At 45.0% G+C, this 17678-nt stretch carries 20 protein-coding genes and 1 riboswitch; of the genes, 9 read left to right on the top strand and 11 right to left on the bottom strand.

The features are described from left to right. Positions 1 to 58: 58 nt before the first annotated feature. Positions 59 to 295 (bottom strand): sigma-O factor regulator RsoA, encoded by a 237-nt coding sequence (rsoA, locus tag V6D41_RS12655; protein ID WP_148964084.1) that lies wholly within the window; start codon positions 293 to 295, stop codon positions 59 to 61. Beyond that, positions 292 to 828, bottom strand: coding sequence for an RNA polymerase sigma factor SigO (sigO, locus tag V6D41_RS12650; protein WP_202328044.1), 537 nt, complete (start codon positions 826 to 828; stop codon positions 292 to 294). Before sigO ends, rsoA begins: the two co-directional genes overlap by 4 nt. 203 nt (positions 829 to 1031) lie before the next feature. On the opposite strand from sigO, the gene V6D41_RS12645 reads away from it, so the two are divergent. From V6D41_RS12645 to V6D41_RS12635, 3 genes are all read left to right on the top strand, one after another. Beyond that, positions 1032 to 1187 carry a YvrJ family protein gene (locus V6D41_RS12645; RefSeq protein ID WP_003221632.1) on the top strand — a complete coding sequence of 52 codons (156 nt, stop codon included), beginning with the start codon at positions 1032 to 1034 and terminating at the stop codon, positions 1185 to 1187. Between the two features lie 119 nt (positions 1188 to 1306). Continuing rightward, positions 1307 to 2464 carry an oxalate decarboxylase gene (gene oxdC / locus V6D41_RS12640; RefSeq protein WP_333518424.1) on the top strand — a complete coding sequence of 386 codons (1158 nt, stop codon included), beginning with the start codon at positions 1307 to 1309 and terminating at the stop codon, positions 2462 to 2464. 60 nt (positions 2465 to 2524) lie between these two features. Further along, positions 2525 to 2935, top strand: coding sequence for a regulatory YrvL family protein (locus V6D41_RS12635; RefSeq protein ID WP_333518423.1), 411 nt, complete (start codon positions 2525 to 2527; stop codon positions 2933 to 2935). A 33-nt stretch (positions 2936 to 2968) separates the two neighbouring features. Here V6D41_RS12635 and V6D41_RS12630 read toward each other — a convergent pair whose 3' ends face one another. From V6D41_RS12630 to V6D41_RS12605, 6 genes are all read right to left on the bottom strand, one after another. Continuing rightward, positions 2969 to 4198: an ABC transporter permease gene (locus V6D41_RS12630; protein WP_333518422.1), complete on the bottom strand. Its 1230-nt coding sequence runs from the start codon at positions 4196 to 4198 to the stop codon at positions 2969 to 2971. Further along, positions 4191 to 4880 (bottom strand): ABC transporter ATP-binding protein, encoded by a 690-nt coding sequence (locus V6D41_RS12625; RefSeq protein ID WP_087991119.1) that lies wholly within the window; start codon positions 4878 to 4880, stop codon positions 4191 to 4193. Before V6D41_RS12625 ends, V6D41_RS12630 begins: the two co-directional genes overlap by 8 nt. Next, on the bottom strand, positions 4864 to 6057 hold the full coding sequence (locus V6D41_RS12620) for an efflux RND transporter periplasmic adaptor subunit (protein WP_333518421.1): 1194 nt from the start codon (positions 6055 to 6057) through the stop codon (positions 4864 to 4866). The genes V6D41_RS12625 and V6D41_RS12620 overlap by 17 nt, the downstream gene beginning before the upstream one ends. A 170-nt stretch (positions 6058 to 6227) precedes the next feature. Then, positions 6228 to 7037: an ABC transporter ATP-binding protein gene (locus V6D41_RS12615; RefSeq protein WP_333518420.1), complete on the bottom strand. Its 810-nt coding sequence runs from the start codon at positions 7035 to 7037 to the stop codon at positions 6228 to 6230. 15 nt (positions 7038 to 7052) lie between these two features. Next, a complete protein-coding gene (locus V6D41_RS12610) occupies positions 7053 to 8063 on the bottom strand; it encodes a FecCD family ABC transporter permease (RefSeq protein ID WP_148964092.1) in 1011 nt (336 codons plus the stop codon). Next, positions 8063 to 9109 (bottom strand): FecCD family ABC transporter permease, encoded by a 1047-nt coding sequence (locus V6D41_RS12605; protein WP_333518419.1) that lies wholly within the window; start codon positions 9107 to 9109, stop codon positions 8063 to 8065. The genes V6D41_RS12610 and V6D41_RS12605 overlap by 1 nt, the downstream gene beginning before the upstream one ends. Positions 9110 to 9313: 204 nt before the next feature. Here V6D41_RS12605 and V6D41_RS12600 point away from each other — a divergent pair, with 204 nt between their 5' ends. Both V6D41_RS12600 and V6D41_RS12595 read left to right on the top strand, forming a co-directional pair. Continuing rightward, entirely contained in the window at positions 9314 to 10261 is a 948-nt protein-coding gene (locus V6D41_RS12600; protein ID WP_333518418.1) for an iron-hydroxamate ABC transporter substrate-binding protein, read from the top strand. A 55-nt stretch (positions 10262 to 10316) separates the two neighbouring features. Next, a complete protein-coding gene (locus V6D41_RS12595) occupies positions 10317 to 10586 on the top strand; it encodes a hypothetical protein (RefSeq protein WP_333518417.1) in 270 nt (89 codons plus the stop codon). A gap of 38 nt (positions 10587 to 10624) precedes the next feature. On the opposite strand, the gene V6D41_RS12590 is transcribed toward V6D41_RS12595, so the two are convergent. Then, entirely contained in the window at positions 10625 to 12025 is a 1401-nt protein-coding gene (locus V6D41_RS12590; RefSeq protein ID WP_333518416.1) for an amino acid permease, read from the bottom strand. Between the two features lie 103 nt (positions 12026 to 12128). Further along, a riboswitch (Lysine riboswitch) is annotated at positions 12129 to 12308 on the bottom strand. Between the two features lie 114 nt (positions 12309 to 12422). Continuing rightward, positions 12423 to 12563, bottom strand: coding sequence for a small acid-soluble spore protein SspJ (gene sspJ / locus V6D41_RS12585; protein ID WP_010330072.1), 141 nt, complete (start codon positions 12561 to 12563; stop codon positions 12423 to 12425). Positions 12564 to 12729: 166 nt separating this feature from the next. On the opposite strand from sspJ, the gene V6D41_RS12580 reads away from it, so the two are divergent. After that, a complete protein-coding gene (locus V6D41_RS12580) occupies positions 12730 to 13212 on the top strand; it encodes a metal-dependent hydrolase (RefSeq protein WP_148964096.1) in 483 nt (160 codons plus the stop codon). 99 nt (positions 13213 to 13311) lie between these two features. Next, positions 13312 to 15165, top strand: a complete 1854-nt coding sequence (locus V6D41_RS12575) for an LTA synthase family protein (protein ID WP_333518415.1) — start codon at positions 13312 to 13314, stop codon at positions 15163 to 15165. Positions 15166 to 15189: 24 nt separating this feature from the next. On the opposite strand, the gene V6D41_RS12570 is transcribed toward V6D41_RS12575, so the two are convergent. Further along, a complete protein-coding gene (locus V6D41_RS12570) occupies positions 15190 to 16116 on the bottom strand; it encodes a substrate-binding domain-containing protein (RefSeq protein ID WP_333518628.1) in 927 nt (308 codons plus the stop codon). A gap of 110 nt (positions 16117 to 16226) precedes the next feature. Here V6D41_RS12570 and modA point away from each other — a divergent pair, with 110 nt between their 5' ends. Together modA and modB are read left to right on the top strand one after the other, a co-directional pair. After that, positions 16227 to 17009: a molybdate ABC transporter substrate-binding protein gene (gene modA / locus V6D41_RS12565; protein WP_333518414.1), complete on the top strand. Its 783-nt coding sequence runs from the start codon at positions 16227 to 16229 to the stop codon at positions 17007 to 17009. Beyond that, entirely contained in the window at positions 16990 to 17673 is a 684-nt protein-coding gene (gene modB / locus V6D41_RS12560; protein ID WP_333518413.1) for a molybdate ABC transporter permease subunit, read from the top strand. Before modA ends, modB begins: the two co-directional genes overlap by 20 nt. The last annotated feature ends 5 nt before the right edge of the window (positions 17674 to 17678 follow it).

Genomic DNA, 17678 nt, shown 5'->3' with positions numbered 1-17678 from the left:
GAAGGAGAAAACGGGAACGTGGCAGTTCCCGTTTCTCGTATTTTCAGATGATAAATGGTTATGAGTTCTCGTCTACCATATACAAAATAAACTCCCAAAACCCCGGAACGTCCTGGCACAAAAGCATATCAGCCTTTTCAAACATTTTGATCTTCAGCTCTTGCTCTAAATCTTCTCTTTCTTGATAGGACGTATTGCTGAGTTTTTTTCTGATCATCGGTGAAAAGCATTCAATCAGATGTTCAATGTCAAATTTATCGTCTTTTTGGTTCTTTTGTTCAAACTCGCCGTTCACAGCTTACTTTCCCCCTTTTTTTGAGCCGCTAGCTGTTTCCTGATATTCTCAAGCCCTTTTTTATGAATGTTGGAGATGTTTTGCCGTGACTCCCCTAATGAATCGGCAATCTCTTGCATCGTGGCACCGTGAAGATAGACTTTCGTCAGCACGCTTTTTTGTTTGTCAGTCAGCTTCTGGATCGCTTGGTAGAGCTGATAATCATGAACATGCTGGCTCAAGTCATCCTGCATATCTAAAAATGCTTCAAACGCATCGCTTCCTGTTTCGGAAGGAAGTCGATCTCCCGTTTCCGGATGATCGACCGTCAGCGGATACCGTTTTTGGTTTTTGCGAACCCGCTTATCAAAATCAATAGAAAAGATGCGAATCATTGAATTCATATACTTGACGATGCGGATTTCCTTATAAAATTGTTTAAATTGCTCGTCCAATGATTTTGCATCTTTTTCGTTCGGGCTTTCCATTACGTTTTTGAACAAACGGTAATGCTGAGGATTGCTCAAAAAATGCTTCACGATGGGATGCTTCATTATCTCCTTACATTTTGATCGCAAAAGACCTTGATAGTCCATCAAACCGCCTCCCTACTAAATTAAATGAAGGAAAGCAAAAAAAAGTAAACTACTACTTTCTGACTAGCGCTTGTTTTAAATACGCCAGCCGCGAGTTTACGTTTTCTTGAATTTCCTTCACTTACATACATGACTTCAAAAAAAGAAGGGAGGTATTTTCCATGGATCAGGTTTTTATAGAGGAAGTCGTAAAACAGATCGGCAATCTGGGATTCCCTGCGCTGATTGCAATGTACCTGCTGACCCGATTTGAGAAAAAGTTTGATCAGCTTATCGAACTGATGACAGAACTAAAAGATCAGAAAGCAAAAAATTAATTTTCAATCGAAGTTGACTTTTCACTGGTTTTTTTCACTTAACAAGACAGGAGGGAAAACGAAAGGCCTTTCACCTTCTCTTTCTGCTATCGCGTTTAAATTAAAGGAGGAAACATTTCATGAAAAAACAAAACGACATTCCGCAGCCAATCAGAGGAGACAAAGGAGCAACAGTAAAAATCCCGCGCAATATTGAAAGAGACCGCCAAAATCCTGATATGCTCATTCCGCCGGAGACTGATCATGGTACCGTAAGCAATATGAAGTTTTCGTTCTCTGATACTCACAACCGATTAGAAAAAGGCGGATATGCACGTGAAGTCACCGTACGTGAGCTGCCGATTTCAGAAAACCTCGCATCTGTAAATATGCGGCTGAAACCTGGCGCCATTCGCGAGCTGCATTGGCATAAGGAAGCAGAATGGGCTTATATGATTTACGGACGTGCAAGAGTCACGATTGTGGATGAACAAGGGCGCAGCTTTATTGATGATGTAGGCGAAGGAGATCTTTGGTACTTCCCGTCAGGCCTGCCGCACTCTATTCAAGCGCTGGATGAAGGAGCTGAGTTCCTGCTCGTGTTTGACGATGGATCTTTCTCTGAAAACAGCACGTTCCAGCTGACAGACTGGCTTGCCCATACACCTAAGGAAGTCATTGCTGCGAACTTTGGCGTAACACAAGAAGATATTGCCAATTTGCCAGGCGAAGAGAAATATATATTTGAAGAGCCTGTCCCAGGAAATTTGAAAGATGACATTGTAGAAGGGCCGAACGGTGAAGCGCCTTATCCGTTTACCCATCGTCTTCTTGAACAAGAGCCAATTGAATCAGAGGGAGGAAAAGTATACATTGCAGATTCAACAAACTTCAAAGTGTCTAAAACGATCGCATCCGCTCTCGTAACAGTGGAACCCGGCGCCATGAGAGAGCTGCACTGGCATCCGAATACGCACGAGTGGCAATACTACATCTCCGGCCAAGCAAGAATGACCGTTTTTGCATCTGACGGCCATGCGAGAACGTTCGACTACCAAGCCGGTGATGTTGGATATGTTCCGTTTGCAATGGGGCATTACGTTGAAAACACTGGAGATGAACCGCTAGTCTTTTTAGAGATCTTCAAAGACGACCATTATGCCGATATATCTTTAAACCAATGGCTTGCCATGCTTCCTGAGACACTTGTTCAACAGCATCTTGAATTAGGCAAAGACTTTACCGATATCCTTTCAAAAGAAAAACATCCGGTTGTGAAAAAAAAATGCAGTAAATAAAAAACTGCCGGCCTGCAGAGAGCGCTCGTTCTCTGCAGGCCTTTATAAGGAGATGAACCAGTGAAACATCAAATGTCTTCAAATCGATTATTGCGGCTCTCTATAAAATACTTTTTGGCCGCGGCGGCAGTGGTGTTGACCTATTTTGCCGTCATCTATATATTGTTTTCCATCGCAGGAACGAGCTACCGCTCAGCGGCTCACGTCCTGCTTTTTGCCCTTTTATTTCTTGTCCTCGGCCTATTCTTAGAACCATTTGAACGCCTGATGATACATAGCTTTACATTTTTCAAGACAGACAAACGCTTATTCATTCTTCTAGCCGGCATCGTACAGCTGCTGTTTTTGTGGATGACTGCTCATACGACAGACGAAATGATCAGCGACATCTGGCTGTCCACCACAGAAGAAATGATTGTCGCAGCCGTTTTTCTGATTTTAGACAAATGCAATTCGGCCCTTCCCACCTAAAAAAAGAACGCATTCCAAATGGATGCGTTCTTTTTATTCATAGCGCAGCGCGTCTACAGGCTGAAGCTTAGATGCCTTGATGGAAGGAAGCAAGCCGAAGATAATGCCGACTGCCATTGAAAAGATGAGTGCCCCGACAACAGCCGGAACGGAGACGATAAAAGGCATTGGAAAAACGACCGTCAGTAGCTTAGCGATGCCGAAGCCCGCCAGCACACCAAGTATTCCGCCAATGCTTGTCAGCACCACCGCCTCAGTTAAAAATTGAAATAAAATCACACGCCGCTTAGCACCGAGCGCTTTCTTAATCCCGATTTCCCTCGTGCGCTCCGTGACGGAAACGAGCATGATGTTCATGACGCCGATACCGCCGACCAAAAGTGAAATACTGGCGATCCCGCCAAGCAGCAATGCAAATGACTGATTAAAGGACTCCACTTCCTGCGCGATCTCCTGAAGGTCCATCACACTATACTCTGCTTTTTCCAACTCAGCATCTGACAGTCCTTGGTTTAAAAGATCAGCAGCCATTACGCCGGCTTCTTGGATATGCTCAGAAGAATCAGCCTGCACAGCAATCTGTGTCGGCGCGTCAAATCCTTCAATGAGCGGCCACACTTTTTTCGGAATGTACAAAACCGGGTTCGCATAGTCGCCTTCAAACATGCTTTCCTGCTGTTTTTTTTCTGTGAAAACACCGGCGACCTTAAACGGCACACCATTCATCTCAATGTTTTTATGCAGAGCGTCTCCGTCTGGAAACAGTTCATCTCTGGCAGCTTCATTGATCATCGCCACTTGGTGTGTGCTGTTCAATTCGTTTTCCGCCAGCTTTCTCCCTTCGGTTATACGGATTGGGAACATATCAAAGTAATCACCGTCAACTCCGTATACCTGAGGGTACGAAACGTTTGTCAAATGGAAGACGCTCGTGCCTTCAGACAAGTAATATAACGATAATCCTTTGACCATAGGATCAGATTTAATCGCCTTTACTGTTTCGTCAGCTACAGGCGGTGCAGTCGTATACGAAACCTGGTAGCCGCCGCCCTCCTCTTCTCCTCCTGACGGCTGGTAGACAACATTGATCCCGTTATTTCCCATACCGATCATGCTCTGCTTTAATTGTTCGCTTTGACCCTTCAGCATCGATACAATCGCGATGATTGCCGCTATGCCGATAATGACACCGAGCATTGTCAGAATGGATCTTAGTTTATGAGAGAAAATCGATTGAAAGGAGATTCGAATATGTTCAAGCATGGCTGATATCCCCTCTCTCATCTAATACCAATTCTCCATCTCTGATAAAAACGGTTCTGTCAGCTTTTTTGGCAACGTCCGGGTCATGGGTAATCATAATAATGGTCTTGCCTTCCTGATGCAATTCAGAAAACAGCGACAAAATTTGTTCGCTTGATTTGGTATCAAGCGCCCCGGTCGGTTCATCAGCTAAAATAAACCTCGGCTGATTGACAAGGGCTCTCGCTATCGCCACCCGCTGCTTTTGCCCGCCGGACAGCTTCGGAGGCTTGTAGGAGACCCTGTTTTTCAGCCCGACCTTTTCCAGCGCTTCATAGGCTCTCTGCCTTCTCTCTTTTTTCTTCACTTTATTGTAGATCATCGGCAGCTCGACATTTTGCAGCGCGGTGAGACGCGGCAACAGATGAAAGGTTTGAAACACAAACCCGATTGACTCGTTGCGGATTTCGGCTAAGGCACCGTCTTTCCCTTTCAATATATCTATCTGATCAAGCGTATAGGTTCCGGAGGTTGGCCTGTCCAAACAGCCGATGATATTCATTAGCGTTGACTTACCAGAACCGGAAGGCCCCATAATAGCCAGAAACTCACCAGCTTGGACCGTCAGATTAATATGTTTTAAGATCGGAACTTCTTCTTTTCCCAGCTTGTACGATTTCGAAATATTATTCAATGTCAGCATTGACTGTAACCTGCTTTCCTTCCTTGACCGCGGGATCAGGATAGATCACATAATCTTCCAGCGTCAAGCCGCTCTTAATTTCCACCATGTCATTTTCATCAGTCTCTCCGATTTCAACAGGCTGCTTGACCGCTTTCTGCTTCTCATCCGCTTTCCACACGTACGGTTCTCCGTCATCCTGTATGACCATGTCGGAAGGCAGCTTAATCGTGTCCGCATCAGCCTCATCACTCATCACTTCGATGTTGACATGATAGCCGACTTCGAGACCTTTATGGCTGTCTAATAAAATGGTGAAAGGATAGTTAGAGGATTGAGGGTTCATTTCTTCTTCAGCAAAACTTTCTGATTCCTCACCCTCGCCTGTTCCCGCTGGAAGCTTGCCGATCGAAGTGACCTTTCCTTTCCACTCGCCTTCACCGCCTGTTTTCAGCGTGACTCTGACTTTGCTGCCTTTTTTGATTGTGTCCATTAACAGCTCGTTGATTTGGCTTTTGACTAGGTATTTGCCCGTCGAAACAATCTGGATATACGGTCCTGCTGCCTGATCGCCCGTTGCTCCGGCGGCGATATCCTGATTGACGCTTTGAACGATCCCGTCATGCTTGCTTGTTATGACATTGGAACCTTTGTTTTTCGTCAGGGCAGCCAGCTCTTTTTGATGCTGCTTCAGCTCAAGCTGGCTTGTTTTCAAATCGAAATTGGCCTGATCAAGCTCATCTTGAAGCTGTGATTTCTCTTCTTTTCCAGCCGTTTTCAGCTGTTTTTCCGTTTCCGTTATTGATTTTTGCAAGCGGTTGATTTGCAGGTTTGTCATTTCGATTTGCAGATTGGCTTGTTCAACTTCGTCAGAATGATCCTCACCCTCATACTCAAAAAGCTTATCGCCCTTTTTGACCTGATCGCCTTCTTTGACGTATGTTTTTTTAATGCTGCCTTTTTCAGAATCGATATATACTTTCTGCTGCTTCTCAGGTTCAACCTTTCCAGAAAACGTTTGGCCTGATTCTGATTCTCCTCCCATGTATACCGCTACCGATTCTGCATAGGGCTCCGACGATACGGCAACTTGGTTGATGTGGGTAAAAAAGTAAACACCGCCGGCGCCGATCCCAGCTAATACAAGCACACCGGCACATATCGCACCGCCAATAAGCCATTTTTTCTTCTTGGACACAACGATCTCCTCTTTCTGTAAACTATGTAATATTTTCGAAACATTATAACCAATATTATCTATTAATTCAAAAAGACTTGCAATCTTTTTATTGAAATGAAGGAATCAAATAGAAAAATTGTATTTTCACGGCGAAAATAAAAAATCCCGGCTCTGAACCGGGATTTTTCTTACACAGAAATAAGCGCTTTTTCATTTTTAATCAGGTCATAGGTCAAGCATACAGGTTTATTGGTACGGGGATCGGTCACGATTTCGGCATCAATCTGAAATACCTGCTTCAAAATGTCCGGTGTCATGACCTCCAGTGCGCCGCCCTCCTTGATGACCGTGCCGTTTTTGAGCGCGATCATATAATGAGAAAAACGGGCCGCGTGATTCAGATCATGAATGACCATTAAAATCGTCCGCCCCTGTTCTTTGTTGAGCCTGTCAAGCAGCTGCAGAATTTCAAGCTGGTGTGCGAGATCAAGGTACGTTGTAGGTTCATCCAGCAGCAGCAGTTCCGTCCCTTGCGCAAGCGCCATGGCTATCCACACGCGCTGACGCTGTCCGCCTGACAGTGCCTCAATCGGCCGTTCAGCGTATTCAGCCATGCCTGTTTCTTCAAGCGCCCATTTGATAATCCGGCGGTCTTCATCATGTAACCTGCCGAATCCTGATTGATGCGGAAACCTTCCGTACGACACCAATTCATACACCGTTAAACCGCTTGGCGCTTCAGGTGTCTGTGGCAGAATCGCCATATCTTTCGCAATGTCCTTTGTAGACATTTTATGAATCGCTTTGCCGTTCAAATAGACGGCACCTGTATGTGAACGCATAATTCTGGACATTGTTTTTAATATCGTTGATTTCCCGCAGCCGTTCGGGCCGATTAAGGTAGTGATTTTCCCTTTAGGAATCGAGATATTTAAATCTTCTACAATCACCCTGTCACCATAACCGATTCCAAGCTGTTCCGTTGATAATGAATTCATATTCGGCCCCCTCCTCTAATTCGCTTTCATCAATAAATAAATAAAGTAAGGCGCGCCTAGCACGGAAATGACAAGTCCGACCGGAATTTCCGAAGGTGCCAATACATTTCTCGCCAGCGTATCAGCGAGCAAAAACAGAAATGCGCCGATGAAGGCGGAGACCGGTATCAGCGTCTGGTGACGCGGACCGGTAAGCCTTCTTGCCACGTGGGGCGCGATCAATCCGAGAAACGCGATGCCCCCTGCAGCTGCCACGCATGAAGCGGCAAGAGTGACCGCTGCCAGAAGGAGAATTCGTCTTTCCCTTTCAACAGCAGTGCCCAGCCCGGTCGCTAACTGATCTCCGAGCTGCAAAATGTTCAAGTAGCGTGCCTTATATAAAGTAAACGGAAGCAAGATCACAATCCAAGGAAGGATCGCCCAAATCATATTCCAGTTCGCCCCCCATATCGAGCCGGATATCCAAACCGCGGCCTGCATAAAATCATGAGGGTCCATCTTGAGCTGAAAAATCAGCAACAGAGCGTTAAAACCAGCATTCACGCCAATACCTACTAAAATCAGCCGAATCGGTGTCACCCCTTTTTTCCAAGCCAGAAGATAAATGAGAAGCGCGGCGAGAAATGCGCCAGCCAAAGCACTGAACGGCAGCATAAATGTTCCGAAAAAGCTGAGATCTGAAGCTGACCCTTGAAAAAAGTATATAAAAAGCACAACAGCAAGCGAGCCGCCGGCGTTAATTCCGAGAATGCCGGGCTCAGCCAGATCATTTTGAGAAACGCTTTGCAAAATGGCGCCGGCAACAGCGATTCCTGCCCCAACGAGCAAAGAAAGGATGATCCGGGGCAGCCTGAACTCAAATAAGACAAGTTCATCACGCGCCGTTCCTTGGCCGAAAAAGACTTGAAGCGTTTTAAGCGGTGCAATTTTGATGACGCCCAAATTCAAACTGATAAAAAAGACCAGCACGATGAGCAGAAAGGTCACAGCCATCACAGCGAGCGGTTTTTTCGTTTTTGTTTTCATTACAGCCCTCTCCTTTCCCGACGTGCCAAATAAAAGAAAAAGGGAACACCGATAAGAGAGGTCAGCGCGCTGACAGGCGTTTCAAAGGGCGCGTTGACGAGTCTTGCCGCAATGTCAGCAAAAACTAGCAAAACGGCGCCAAGCACCGCCGAGCAAGGAATGATCCACCGATAATCCACACCAACCAAAAACCGGGTAATATGCGGAATGATCAGCCCGATAAATGCGATGGTGCCGGCAATGGAAACCGCAGCTCCCGTCAAAATCACAACGACAAGCATGCCAACCAGTTTCACCGCTGATGTATATTGTCCAAGCCCTTTCGCCAGCTCGTCTCCGAGACTTAACACTGTCACAGACCGAGCGATGATAAACGCAAGCGTTAAACCGACCGCCCCTGCGAGAAGCAAGAGATGGACACCTGACCATTTCACACCCGCTACCCCGCCTGCATACCAAAAACTGATATCCTGAGCGACATCAAAGCGGATTGCAACGGCGGTTGAAATGCCTGTAAAGAAATAAGAAACTGCCGATCCCGCCAGAGCAAACTTTACTGGCGTAAGTCCGCCCCTTGAAAACATGCCAATCCCCATTACTGTTGATGCCCCCAGCCCCGCTCCTGCAAAGGACCATAGCACAAGCCCCATCGTCGAAAGCCCGGGAAAAAAGGCAAATGCAATTGAAATGGCAAACGCAGAGCCTGATGTAACTCCCATAATCGAAGGCTCTGCCAAAGGGTTTCTCGTCATCCCCTGCATGATCGCTCCCGACACTGCTAACAAAGCGCCGACAAGCGCGGCGGCAGCCGTTCTCGGCAGTCGAAGATCGTGTATGATTTGGTGGGACGTCTCTGTCGGCTGAAAATGAAAGATGGCGTCCCACACCGTGCGCAAATGAATATCCGCAGCACCAAGAGATATAGATAAAAGCGCGCCAAGGCATAGTAAACACATCCCTGCAATAAGGACAATGACCGCGCCAAATGACCTTGACGTCCATTGGTTTTCTTCTGATATCGTCTGTATATTTTTACTTTGACTCAACAGCCGTACTTCCTTTCCGATAATGATAATGATTATCAATTACTGATCAAGTATATCATTTTTTTCCGCTGTTGTAATAGAGCGTTTTGAACAAAAATGAGCATATAATTGCAAAATTACCGTGTCAACTGGCTCTTGCGATGGTATAATCACATTGATAATGATTCTCTTTATCACCCATTTTTCGGAAAGAAGGTATGAGATATGACCCATATATATAAGAAACTCGGAGCCGCATTTTTTGCCGTGTTATTGATTGCAGCACTGGCAGCCTGCGGGAATAACACAGAAAGCAAAGGCTCTTCCTCTGATTCCAAAGACGAAGAAACCGTTACATACAAGGCTGAAAACGGAAATGTGAAAATTCCTAAGCATCCTAAACGGGTGGTTGTCATGGCTGACGGCTACTACGGCTACTTCAAAACACTCGGCATCAACGTCGTCGGTGCGCCTGAGAATGTATTTAAAAACCCTTATTACAAAGGAAAAACCGACGGCGTTACAAGCATCGGAGACGGTACTTCCGTTGAAAAAGTCATTGATTTGAATCCTGACTTGATTATCGTCTGGACAACGCAAGACGCTGATATTAAAAAGCTTCAAAAAATCGCGCCGACTGTCACCGTAACATACGATAAGCTTGACAATATCGAGCAGCTGAAAGAATTCGCAAAAATGACAGGAACTGAAGATAAAGCAGAAAAATGGCTGACTGAGTGGGATAAAAAAGTTGCGGCTGCTAAAACAAAAATCAAAAAAGCTGTCGGTGACAAAACAGTCTCCATTATGCAAACGAACGGAAAAGACATCTACGTATTCGGTAAAGATTTCGGAAGAGGCGGAAGCATCATTTACAAAGATCTCGGCTTGCAGGCTACAAAGCTGACAAAGGAAAAAGCCATTGATCAGGGTCCCGGATATACAAGTATTTCATTAGAGAAGCTCCCTGACTTCGCGGGAGATTATATTTTCGCGGGTCCATGGCAAGCAGGCGGCGACGATGGCGGCGTATTTGACAGCTCCATTTGGAAGAACCTTGACGCCGTTAAACACGACCGTGTCTACAAGATTGACCCGATTGGCTTCTATTTCTCTGATCCGATTTCATTAGAAGGCCAGCTGAAGTTTATTACGGAAAGCTTAACAAAATAAACAAAAGAGCCGCCTGCCCGCGGCTCTTTTGCACATCTATAAGGAGCGGCTCATTTTGAACCACATCGGATATTTTCTTACGCAATTCATATTTAGCTGCATCATCATCGCGATCAGTTTTTTTAACGGGCTCTATATCGGAAAACCTTTTTCTAGTGTACTTCTTGTATTTATCTTAGTGCTCGTTCTGTTTGGTTTGCTGGAAAGGCTGAAAAAACGCTTTTTGCATATTCAATTATCCGTGAAGGTTTTTCTTTCTATTTCTGCTTTCCTTTCAGCTGTTTTAACGATCGGATTGCTAACACGGCAAATTGTGATTTTATAAAAAAAGACACCTGATAAAACTAATCAGGTGTCTTTTTTTTATGCTTTCCGGAACTTTTTAACAACGAATGGATAAACGATCAAGCCGACAAAGAATAAACCGATGCCGAGAGTAAATGTCGTTAAATCCGCTGTGCCTGTTATGATCACAAACAATGAGTATGCGCACGCTAATATCGCGATTAATCCGTCTTTTATACGGGAACCTCTCATCTGGTCATACGTTTCACCTTTGATGACAAGCTTCAAGCTGTAAATCGCAGATACCAAATACGGAATTAAATAAGCAAGTGTTGCCGCTGTCGTCAAAAACGTAAATGCGTCACTTATTGTCCGGGAAATTACCGAGAAGATGAAGACCTGTGACATGACGTTTGTAATCATTAACGCGATAATCGGACTTCCCTTTTTATTCGTTTTTGCAAAGAATGCCGGAAAATCTCCCGCTTTAGCGGCTTGATATGGAACCTCAGAGCCAAGCAAAATCCAGCCGAGCATCGTTCCGAATAAACAAAGGATAGCCAATAGCGCCATAATCACGCTTCCCGCGTTTCCGACAATCGCATACAGCACATCAACGAACGGCTTTTCAGAGCCGACAAGCTTATCATGCGGCAGAACACCCATCGTAATTAAAGTAACAATAATATAAATGCTCAAAGCAATCAGCAATCCCGTAATTGTCGCGCGTTTCACATCACGCTGAGAGCGCGCACGGCCGGATAGGATAACTGCTGATTCAATTCCGACAAACGCCCACAGTGTAGAAATCGCCGCGTTATGCACCTGGCCGCCTATTCCAATGCTTGTGCCGTTTTCTCCTTGAACCGGAAAATAAAAATGATCGAATAATGCCGTTTGAAACACAAACAATCCGGCAACGATAAAGAAGACAAAACCTAGTACTTTAGAAAGCGTCGTGACAAAGTTCAATTTACTTGCACCGTTAATGCTAGTAACGAGAATCGTGTGCGTGCCCCATAACAAGATCGTACATACTGCAAACGTCAGCAATTGGCCGAGTGTCACCTCTTGCCCGCCGATCGAAAACATTTCACGTTTATCAACCAAGATCGGGAAAAACGAAGTCAAGTAACCGGCGAGGCTTGTGATAATCGCCACGTTACTGATCCAGCTCGCCACCCAGTAGCCCCACACCATTGTGAAACCGGCAGCGTTCCCTTTCTTCGGATCAGAGAACAGCGCCCTTGCATAACTTTGCGGTCCCGCCTTCAGTTCAGGCTTGCGGATGGACAAATGCCCGAAGACAAGTGCAATCATCAGCACGCCGGCACCTGTCAAAAGCCAAGCGGACGTGGCGCCAAGCGGACTCGCGATTGAAGCAAGCGAGCTTGGCAAGGAGAAAATTCCCGATCCTACCATATTTCCAACGACAAACGCCGTTAATAACCAAAAACCCCATTTTTTCGTCTGTTCCATTCCAGTACCTCCATGATTCTTTGTACGGACCAGACCCCGAGATCATGTAAACGCAAAAAAAGCCTGAACAAAAGTCCATGCTTAAAGAAACACACACCCTTGATCTCCGGATAGCCCTCCGCGAAAAAGCACGCGGCAGTCCTGCACTTATTCAGATACAGTCCCAGCATAGAGAAGGATCGGCTTTCTCCACACTTCGGCGCTGATGCCTTTTACACATGTTAAACAGCCCCTGTCAGCCTGGCATGTGCTACTCATCATCCGCGCAACCTCTACCTCACTGAGAAAGAGTGAGGATTTAATAATTCAGTTACTCCCAGAAGGTTATCAAAGAAAGGATGATCTGTCAAAGGGAACAGATGGAAATACGGATAGAGCCAAGCCCTATCCGCATGGGTTATCGATTGTTTTTCTTTTTTTGCACAGCTTCTTGAAGCGGATCATCTTTTAGAGCTGAACCGGCATCTTCAAGAGCTCCCTGGATTACGTTTTTTTCTTTTTCAGAACGTTTTCCTTTATCTTTATTAAAGAAATCCATTCGTATCACCTCTTTTAGAAAATAGGTACACGATTAAGATGCCTTTTTCCTTGAAAAATTATGCGGAAATTTTTTTATCGTCCAAAGTCCTGTTGATCAAACATACATTCTCTTGATATATTTGTAATTCAGACATTTTTGCAAAAGATAAAAGGAGAAGCGAGAAATGACAGGAAAAACACACATCATGGGAGGCATCGCTTCTTGTACGGCAGCGGCTTATTATTATGGATTTGATCCAGTGCTTATGGCTGCGTCCGGCGCGGTTGGGGCATTGATTCCAGATATCTGCCACACGCAAAGCAAAATCGGGAGAAGATTTCCTATCCTATCGAAAGCGGTCAGCTCCGTTTTTGGCCATCGAACGTTTACGCACAGCCTGCTGTTTCTGCTCATCATGTTTTTTATCACAGCCACATATATTCCAGATAAAAACATATCAACCGGACTGATGATCGGAATGGCGAGTCACTTGATTCTTGACGCTTGGACGGTGAATGGAATTAAATTATTATTCCCTTCAACGATTCGCGTAAGACTCCCATTTTATATGAAGACAGGCAGTTTTTCTGAGCAGCTTGTGTTAGCCGGCCTGACAATTGCATCATGTTACTACTTTTATATGCTGTTTCATGGACGCATGTTTTAAACGTGAGTGCTGACACTTGTCTTAACGGGCTGTTTTTAGTAGGTTTTACATAAGAAGCATTTCATGCAGATGATCAAGAAAACGTGAGGAGTCATATTAATGAAAGGAACCTTTTTTCACAATCAGCGGTTTTTATGTATTTCGATCGTATTCATGTGGATCAAAACGTATGTAATCTATAAACTCGGGTTTGATTTGCAGATTGATTCTCTGTCGGAGGAGCTGATATTGCTCATCAATCCGCTCAGCTTTATCCTTCCTTTATTCGGGATTGGCTTGTTTCTAAAAGATAACAAGCAGCGGGTCTTTTTGCTGATTGCCAATTTGGTTCTAACTGTCATCTTGATCTCCAATACGATTTTTTACGGCTTTTATATCGATTTTATTACCATCCCGGTTTTGTTTCAGGCCAGTAACATGAGCGATATGGGCAGCAGTGTAAAAGAACTGTTCACCCCTCTGTTTATCGCCCTGTTTGCGGATTTGGTTTGTCTGCTGCTGATTGCCCGTAAAGAGAAGAACCCGCAGACAAAAGCCGTCCCCCGCACGATTAAACGGTACTATGCAGCTTCCTGCGGCATGATTTTATGTACTCTGGCACTTGCAGAAGTACAGCAGCCGAAGCTTTTGGCACATTCCTTTGACCGGGAAATGCTCGTCAAAAGCATCGGTCTGTTTCAGTTTCATATATACGATACGATTTCTCAGACTGTGAATATAAGCGCGAAGGCATTTGCCGATGAAGACAGCATGACTGCGATTAAAAACTATACAGAGGCTGATTACAGCAAGCCTGATCAAAGCAAGTTCGGGCTGGCAAAGGGGCGCAACGTCATCTTTGTAACGCTTGAATCGACCCAAAGCTTTGTTCTGAATGAAAAGGTAAATGGAAAAGAAATCACCCCGTTTATGAATGATTTCATCAAAAAAAGCTATTCTTTCGATCATTTCTATCAGCAAACAGAACAAGGCAAAACATCTGACTCAGAATTTATTGTCGCCAACTCACTGTATCCTTCTCTTAGCGGGGCCGTCTTTTTTACGAAAAGCGATCATCAATTTCATACGATGTACAAATCGCTGAAACAACATGATTATTATTCAGCCGTCTTTCACGCCAACCATAAAACATTTTGGAACCGAGATGTGATGTACGATACATTTGGGATTGACCGCTTTTTTGATGTTGATGATTTCCACGTCACTCCCGGGACATCGACAAGCTGGGGCCTAAAGGATAAGGAATTTTTAGAGCAGTCCGCCGGCAAGCTCAATAGCCTGCCGCAGCCGTTTTACAGCAGTTTCATCACGTTAACGAATCATTTTCCGTTTGAAATTGATGAAAAGGATCAGCTGATTGATGAATACGATTCAAGCAGCGACCTGTTAAACCGCTATGTGACTACGGTGCGCTATGAAGATGAGGCATTGAAGCGTTTTATCAAAAAGCTGAAGGACGAAGGCTTATACGAAAATTCGATGATTGTATTCATGGGAGATCATTATGGCATTTCTGAAGCCCATAACGAGGCGATGGCCAAGTTTTTAGGAAAAGATGAAATCACGCCGTATGACAACGTTCAGCTCCAGCGAGTGCCGTTTATCATACATATTCCGGGAATCACAGATCAAAAGCCGGAAACCATCTTTGATGCCGGAGGGCAGGTCGACGTCAAGCCGACACTGATGCATCTGCTCGGCATTGAGACAAAAGGCGATATCCAATTTGGCAATGATTTGCTGTCAAACGACCGCACACCATTCACCGTGCTGCGAAACGGCAGTTTTATTACGAACGACTATGTATACACGAAAAACACGTGCTACAGCCAAAAAACAGGGGAAGTGCTGGAAGATCAGGATGCGTGCCTCCCATATAAAGAAAAAGCAACCGAAGAGCTGTCTCTCTCTGATAAAATTTTAAACGGAGACCTGCTCAGGTTTACTCAATAAAAAAATCCCTCTTTGAGGGATTTTTTACGTTTCCAACATCACTTTGCCGGTGAGTTTTGTTTGATAGCCGTTCAAATGAGACAGATTCGCCTTGTATTCCTCAGCATTCAAGATGTCCTTCACGGCTTTCAGCAGCTGCTCATGTTTTTTCAAAATGACGATATCATATTGTTCGTCGATAAGCGGGATAAAATCAACACTGCCCATATGTGCCGCGTGCTGCGCCCCGATTCCAGCGTCAGCCTGTCCGCTTGAGACTTGTGAAGCGACAGCGTAATGATCGGTCACGATATCGCCGTATCCTTTTACATCAGCCGGTTTCACACCGAGCAAGCCAAGCTGTTCATCAAGCAGCACTCTTGCGCCAGAACCCTTTTCTCTGTTGATGATCCGGATATCTGCCCTTCTTAAGTCATCCCAGCCTTGAATGTTTTTCGGATTCCCTTTTTGAACATACAGTCCGGCTTTGCGGAGAACGACATTAATCAGACAAAACGGTTCACCTGACAAAATCCGTTTTACATAAGGCGCATTATACTGGCTGGTTTCCGCATCATACAAATGCAGGCTGACAATGTCACACTTGCCTTGATACATATCAATCAGGCTGTTTAAGCTTCCTTTGTATTTACGGAGCGGCGTCTCCTGAATCACATTCTCCAAATGCTTGCTGAGCAGATCCATCGAAATGTCCTGTCCGCTGATCATGACATTCTTTCTGCAGCCCGGCTCAGCCTCCTGCATCTGATTCGGCTCTTCGGCAGCAGAAATGGGCTGCGACATTCTCATATTCATCTTATATTGCTTTAAATCTTCTTCATCCACACGCATCTGCCTTCCGACACGGTAAGCAGGCAGCACGCCTTTTTTAATCAAATCATAAACGGTCAGCTTTGATACCTTCAGCAGACCTGCAACTTCTTCTATCGTATAGGAAGAGGTTTCATTCATCATCATCACTCTCCTACTTCATTATACCTTTTGATGGAATGTAAAAAAACCCACATAAACCAAACATAATCAGTTATAATTAGATATAACTAATTATAAGGGGTGCAATCATGTTTAAAAAGTATTCCATGTTAACAGCAGCCTTAACCGCTATTCTGCTTACAGCAGGCTGCTCCGCAAACCAGTCTTCATCGGACAGCGAGAAAAATGTAACGTTAACCATCTCAGCTGCCGCCAGCGCACAGGATGCGCTTGAGGAAATCCAAAATAATTACGAAAAAGAACATCAAAATATTACAATCCAAGATAACTATGGCTCATCCGGCGCATTGCAAAAACAGATTTCTCAAGGAGCAGGGGCTGATCTGTTCTTCTCAGCTGCTGAGGATAAATTTCAAAAGCTAGTGGATGATGGGGATATCGCAAAAAAAGACAGCACTGATTTAGTCGGCAATGAAATCGTGCTGGCCGTGCCGAAAAACGGCGATTCACCTGTGACAAGCTTCAGCAATCTGGCGGATTCAGAAAAAATCGCCCTCGGAACGCCGGAATCCGTGCCGGCGGGAGCTTACGGGAAAGAATCACTGACAAAGCTTTCTCTATGGGACAATGTGAAGGATAAGATCGTTTACGGAAAAGACGTTCGCCAAGTCCTTTCTTATGTAGAAACAGGCAATGTGGACGCAGGCGTTGTTTATAAAACTGATGCTCTGATCTCGAAAAAGGTCAAAATCATTGACGAAGCAAAAGCAAATACACACAGCCCGATTGTCTATCCATTAGGAATTGTAAACGATACAAAACACCGTAAGGAAGCGAAGGAATTTTACGATTACCTGCAATCTGATGAAGCAATGAAAGTATTTAAAAAATATGGTTTTACTGCCGAGTAGCATAAGCGTTTCAGCGTTTTTTACACCTGTTGTGCTTTCCTTTCAGGTGGCGGCAGTTGCCGGAATTGTTGTCATTATTCTCGGAACACTGGCTGGAGCACGGATGTCGCGGGCATCATTTTTCGGAAAAACGGCGCTCGAAACATGTTTTATGCTTCCGCTCGTTCTTCCGCCCACTGTTGTCGGTTTTATCTTGATCGTCATTTTCGGAAAGCATAGTTTCATCGGACAAACCATCGAGTGGGTCTTTCATCAGCCTGTCATTTTCACCTGGTGGGCCGCTGTGATCGCCTCGGCTGTCGTGGCCTTTCCGCTTATGTATCAATCCGCCAAAACTGGATTTGCTGACATTGATCCCGATATACAGGGCGCTGCAATGGTAGACGGCGCCAGCAGATGGAAGGTGTTTATCCATATTTCCGTCCCGCTCGCCTATCCTTCATTGCTGACCGGAAGCATCCTCAGCCTTGCACGGGCGCTCGGAGAATTCGGCGCAACACTCATGTTTGCAGGAAACATTCCCAGTGTTACGCAAACACTGCCGACGGCTATTTATGTCGCATTGGATTCCGGGAACAACGCCCTTGCCTGGGCCTGGGTCGTCTGTATTGTTATTATTTCCTTTTTGATGCTGTTTTTCATTCAACAGAAAAAACCACACTAAAAAAC

Origin of the sequence: Bacillus sp. 0102A (genome assembly GCF_036765155.1) — a bacterium.
Taxonomy (GTDB): Bacteria; Bacillota; Bacilli; order Bacillales; family Bacillaceae; genus Bacillus; species Bacillus subtilis_G.
The sequence above is the reverse complement of the archived record's forward strand: the minus strand, read 5'-3'. Positions and strand labels throughout refer to the sequence as shown.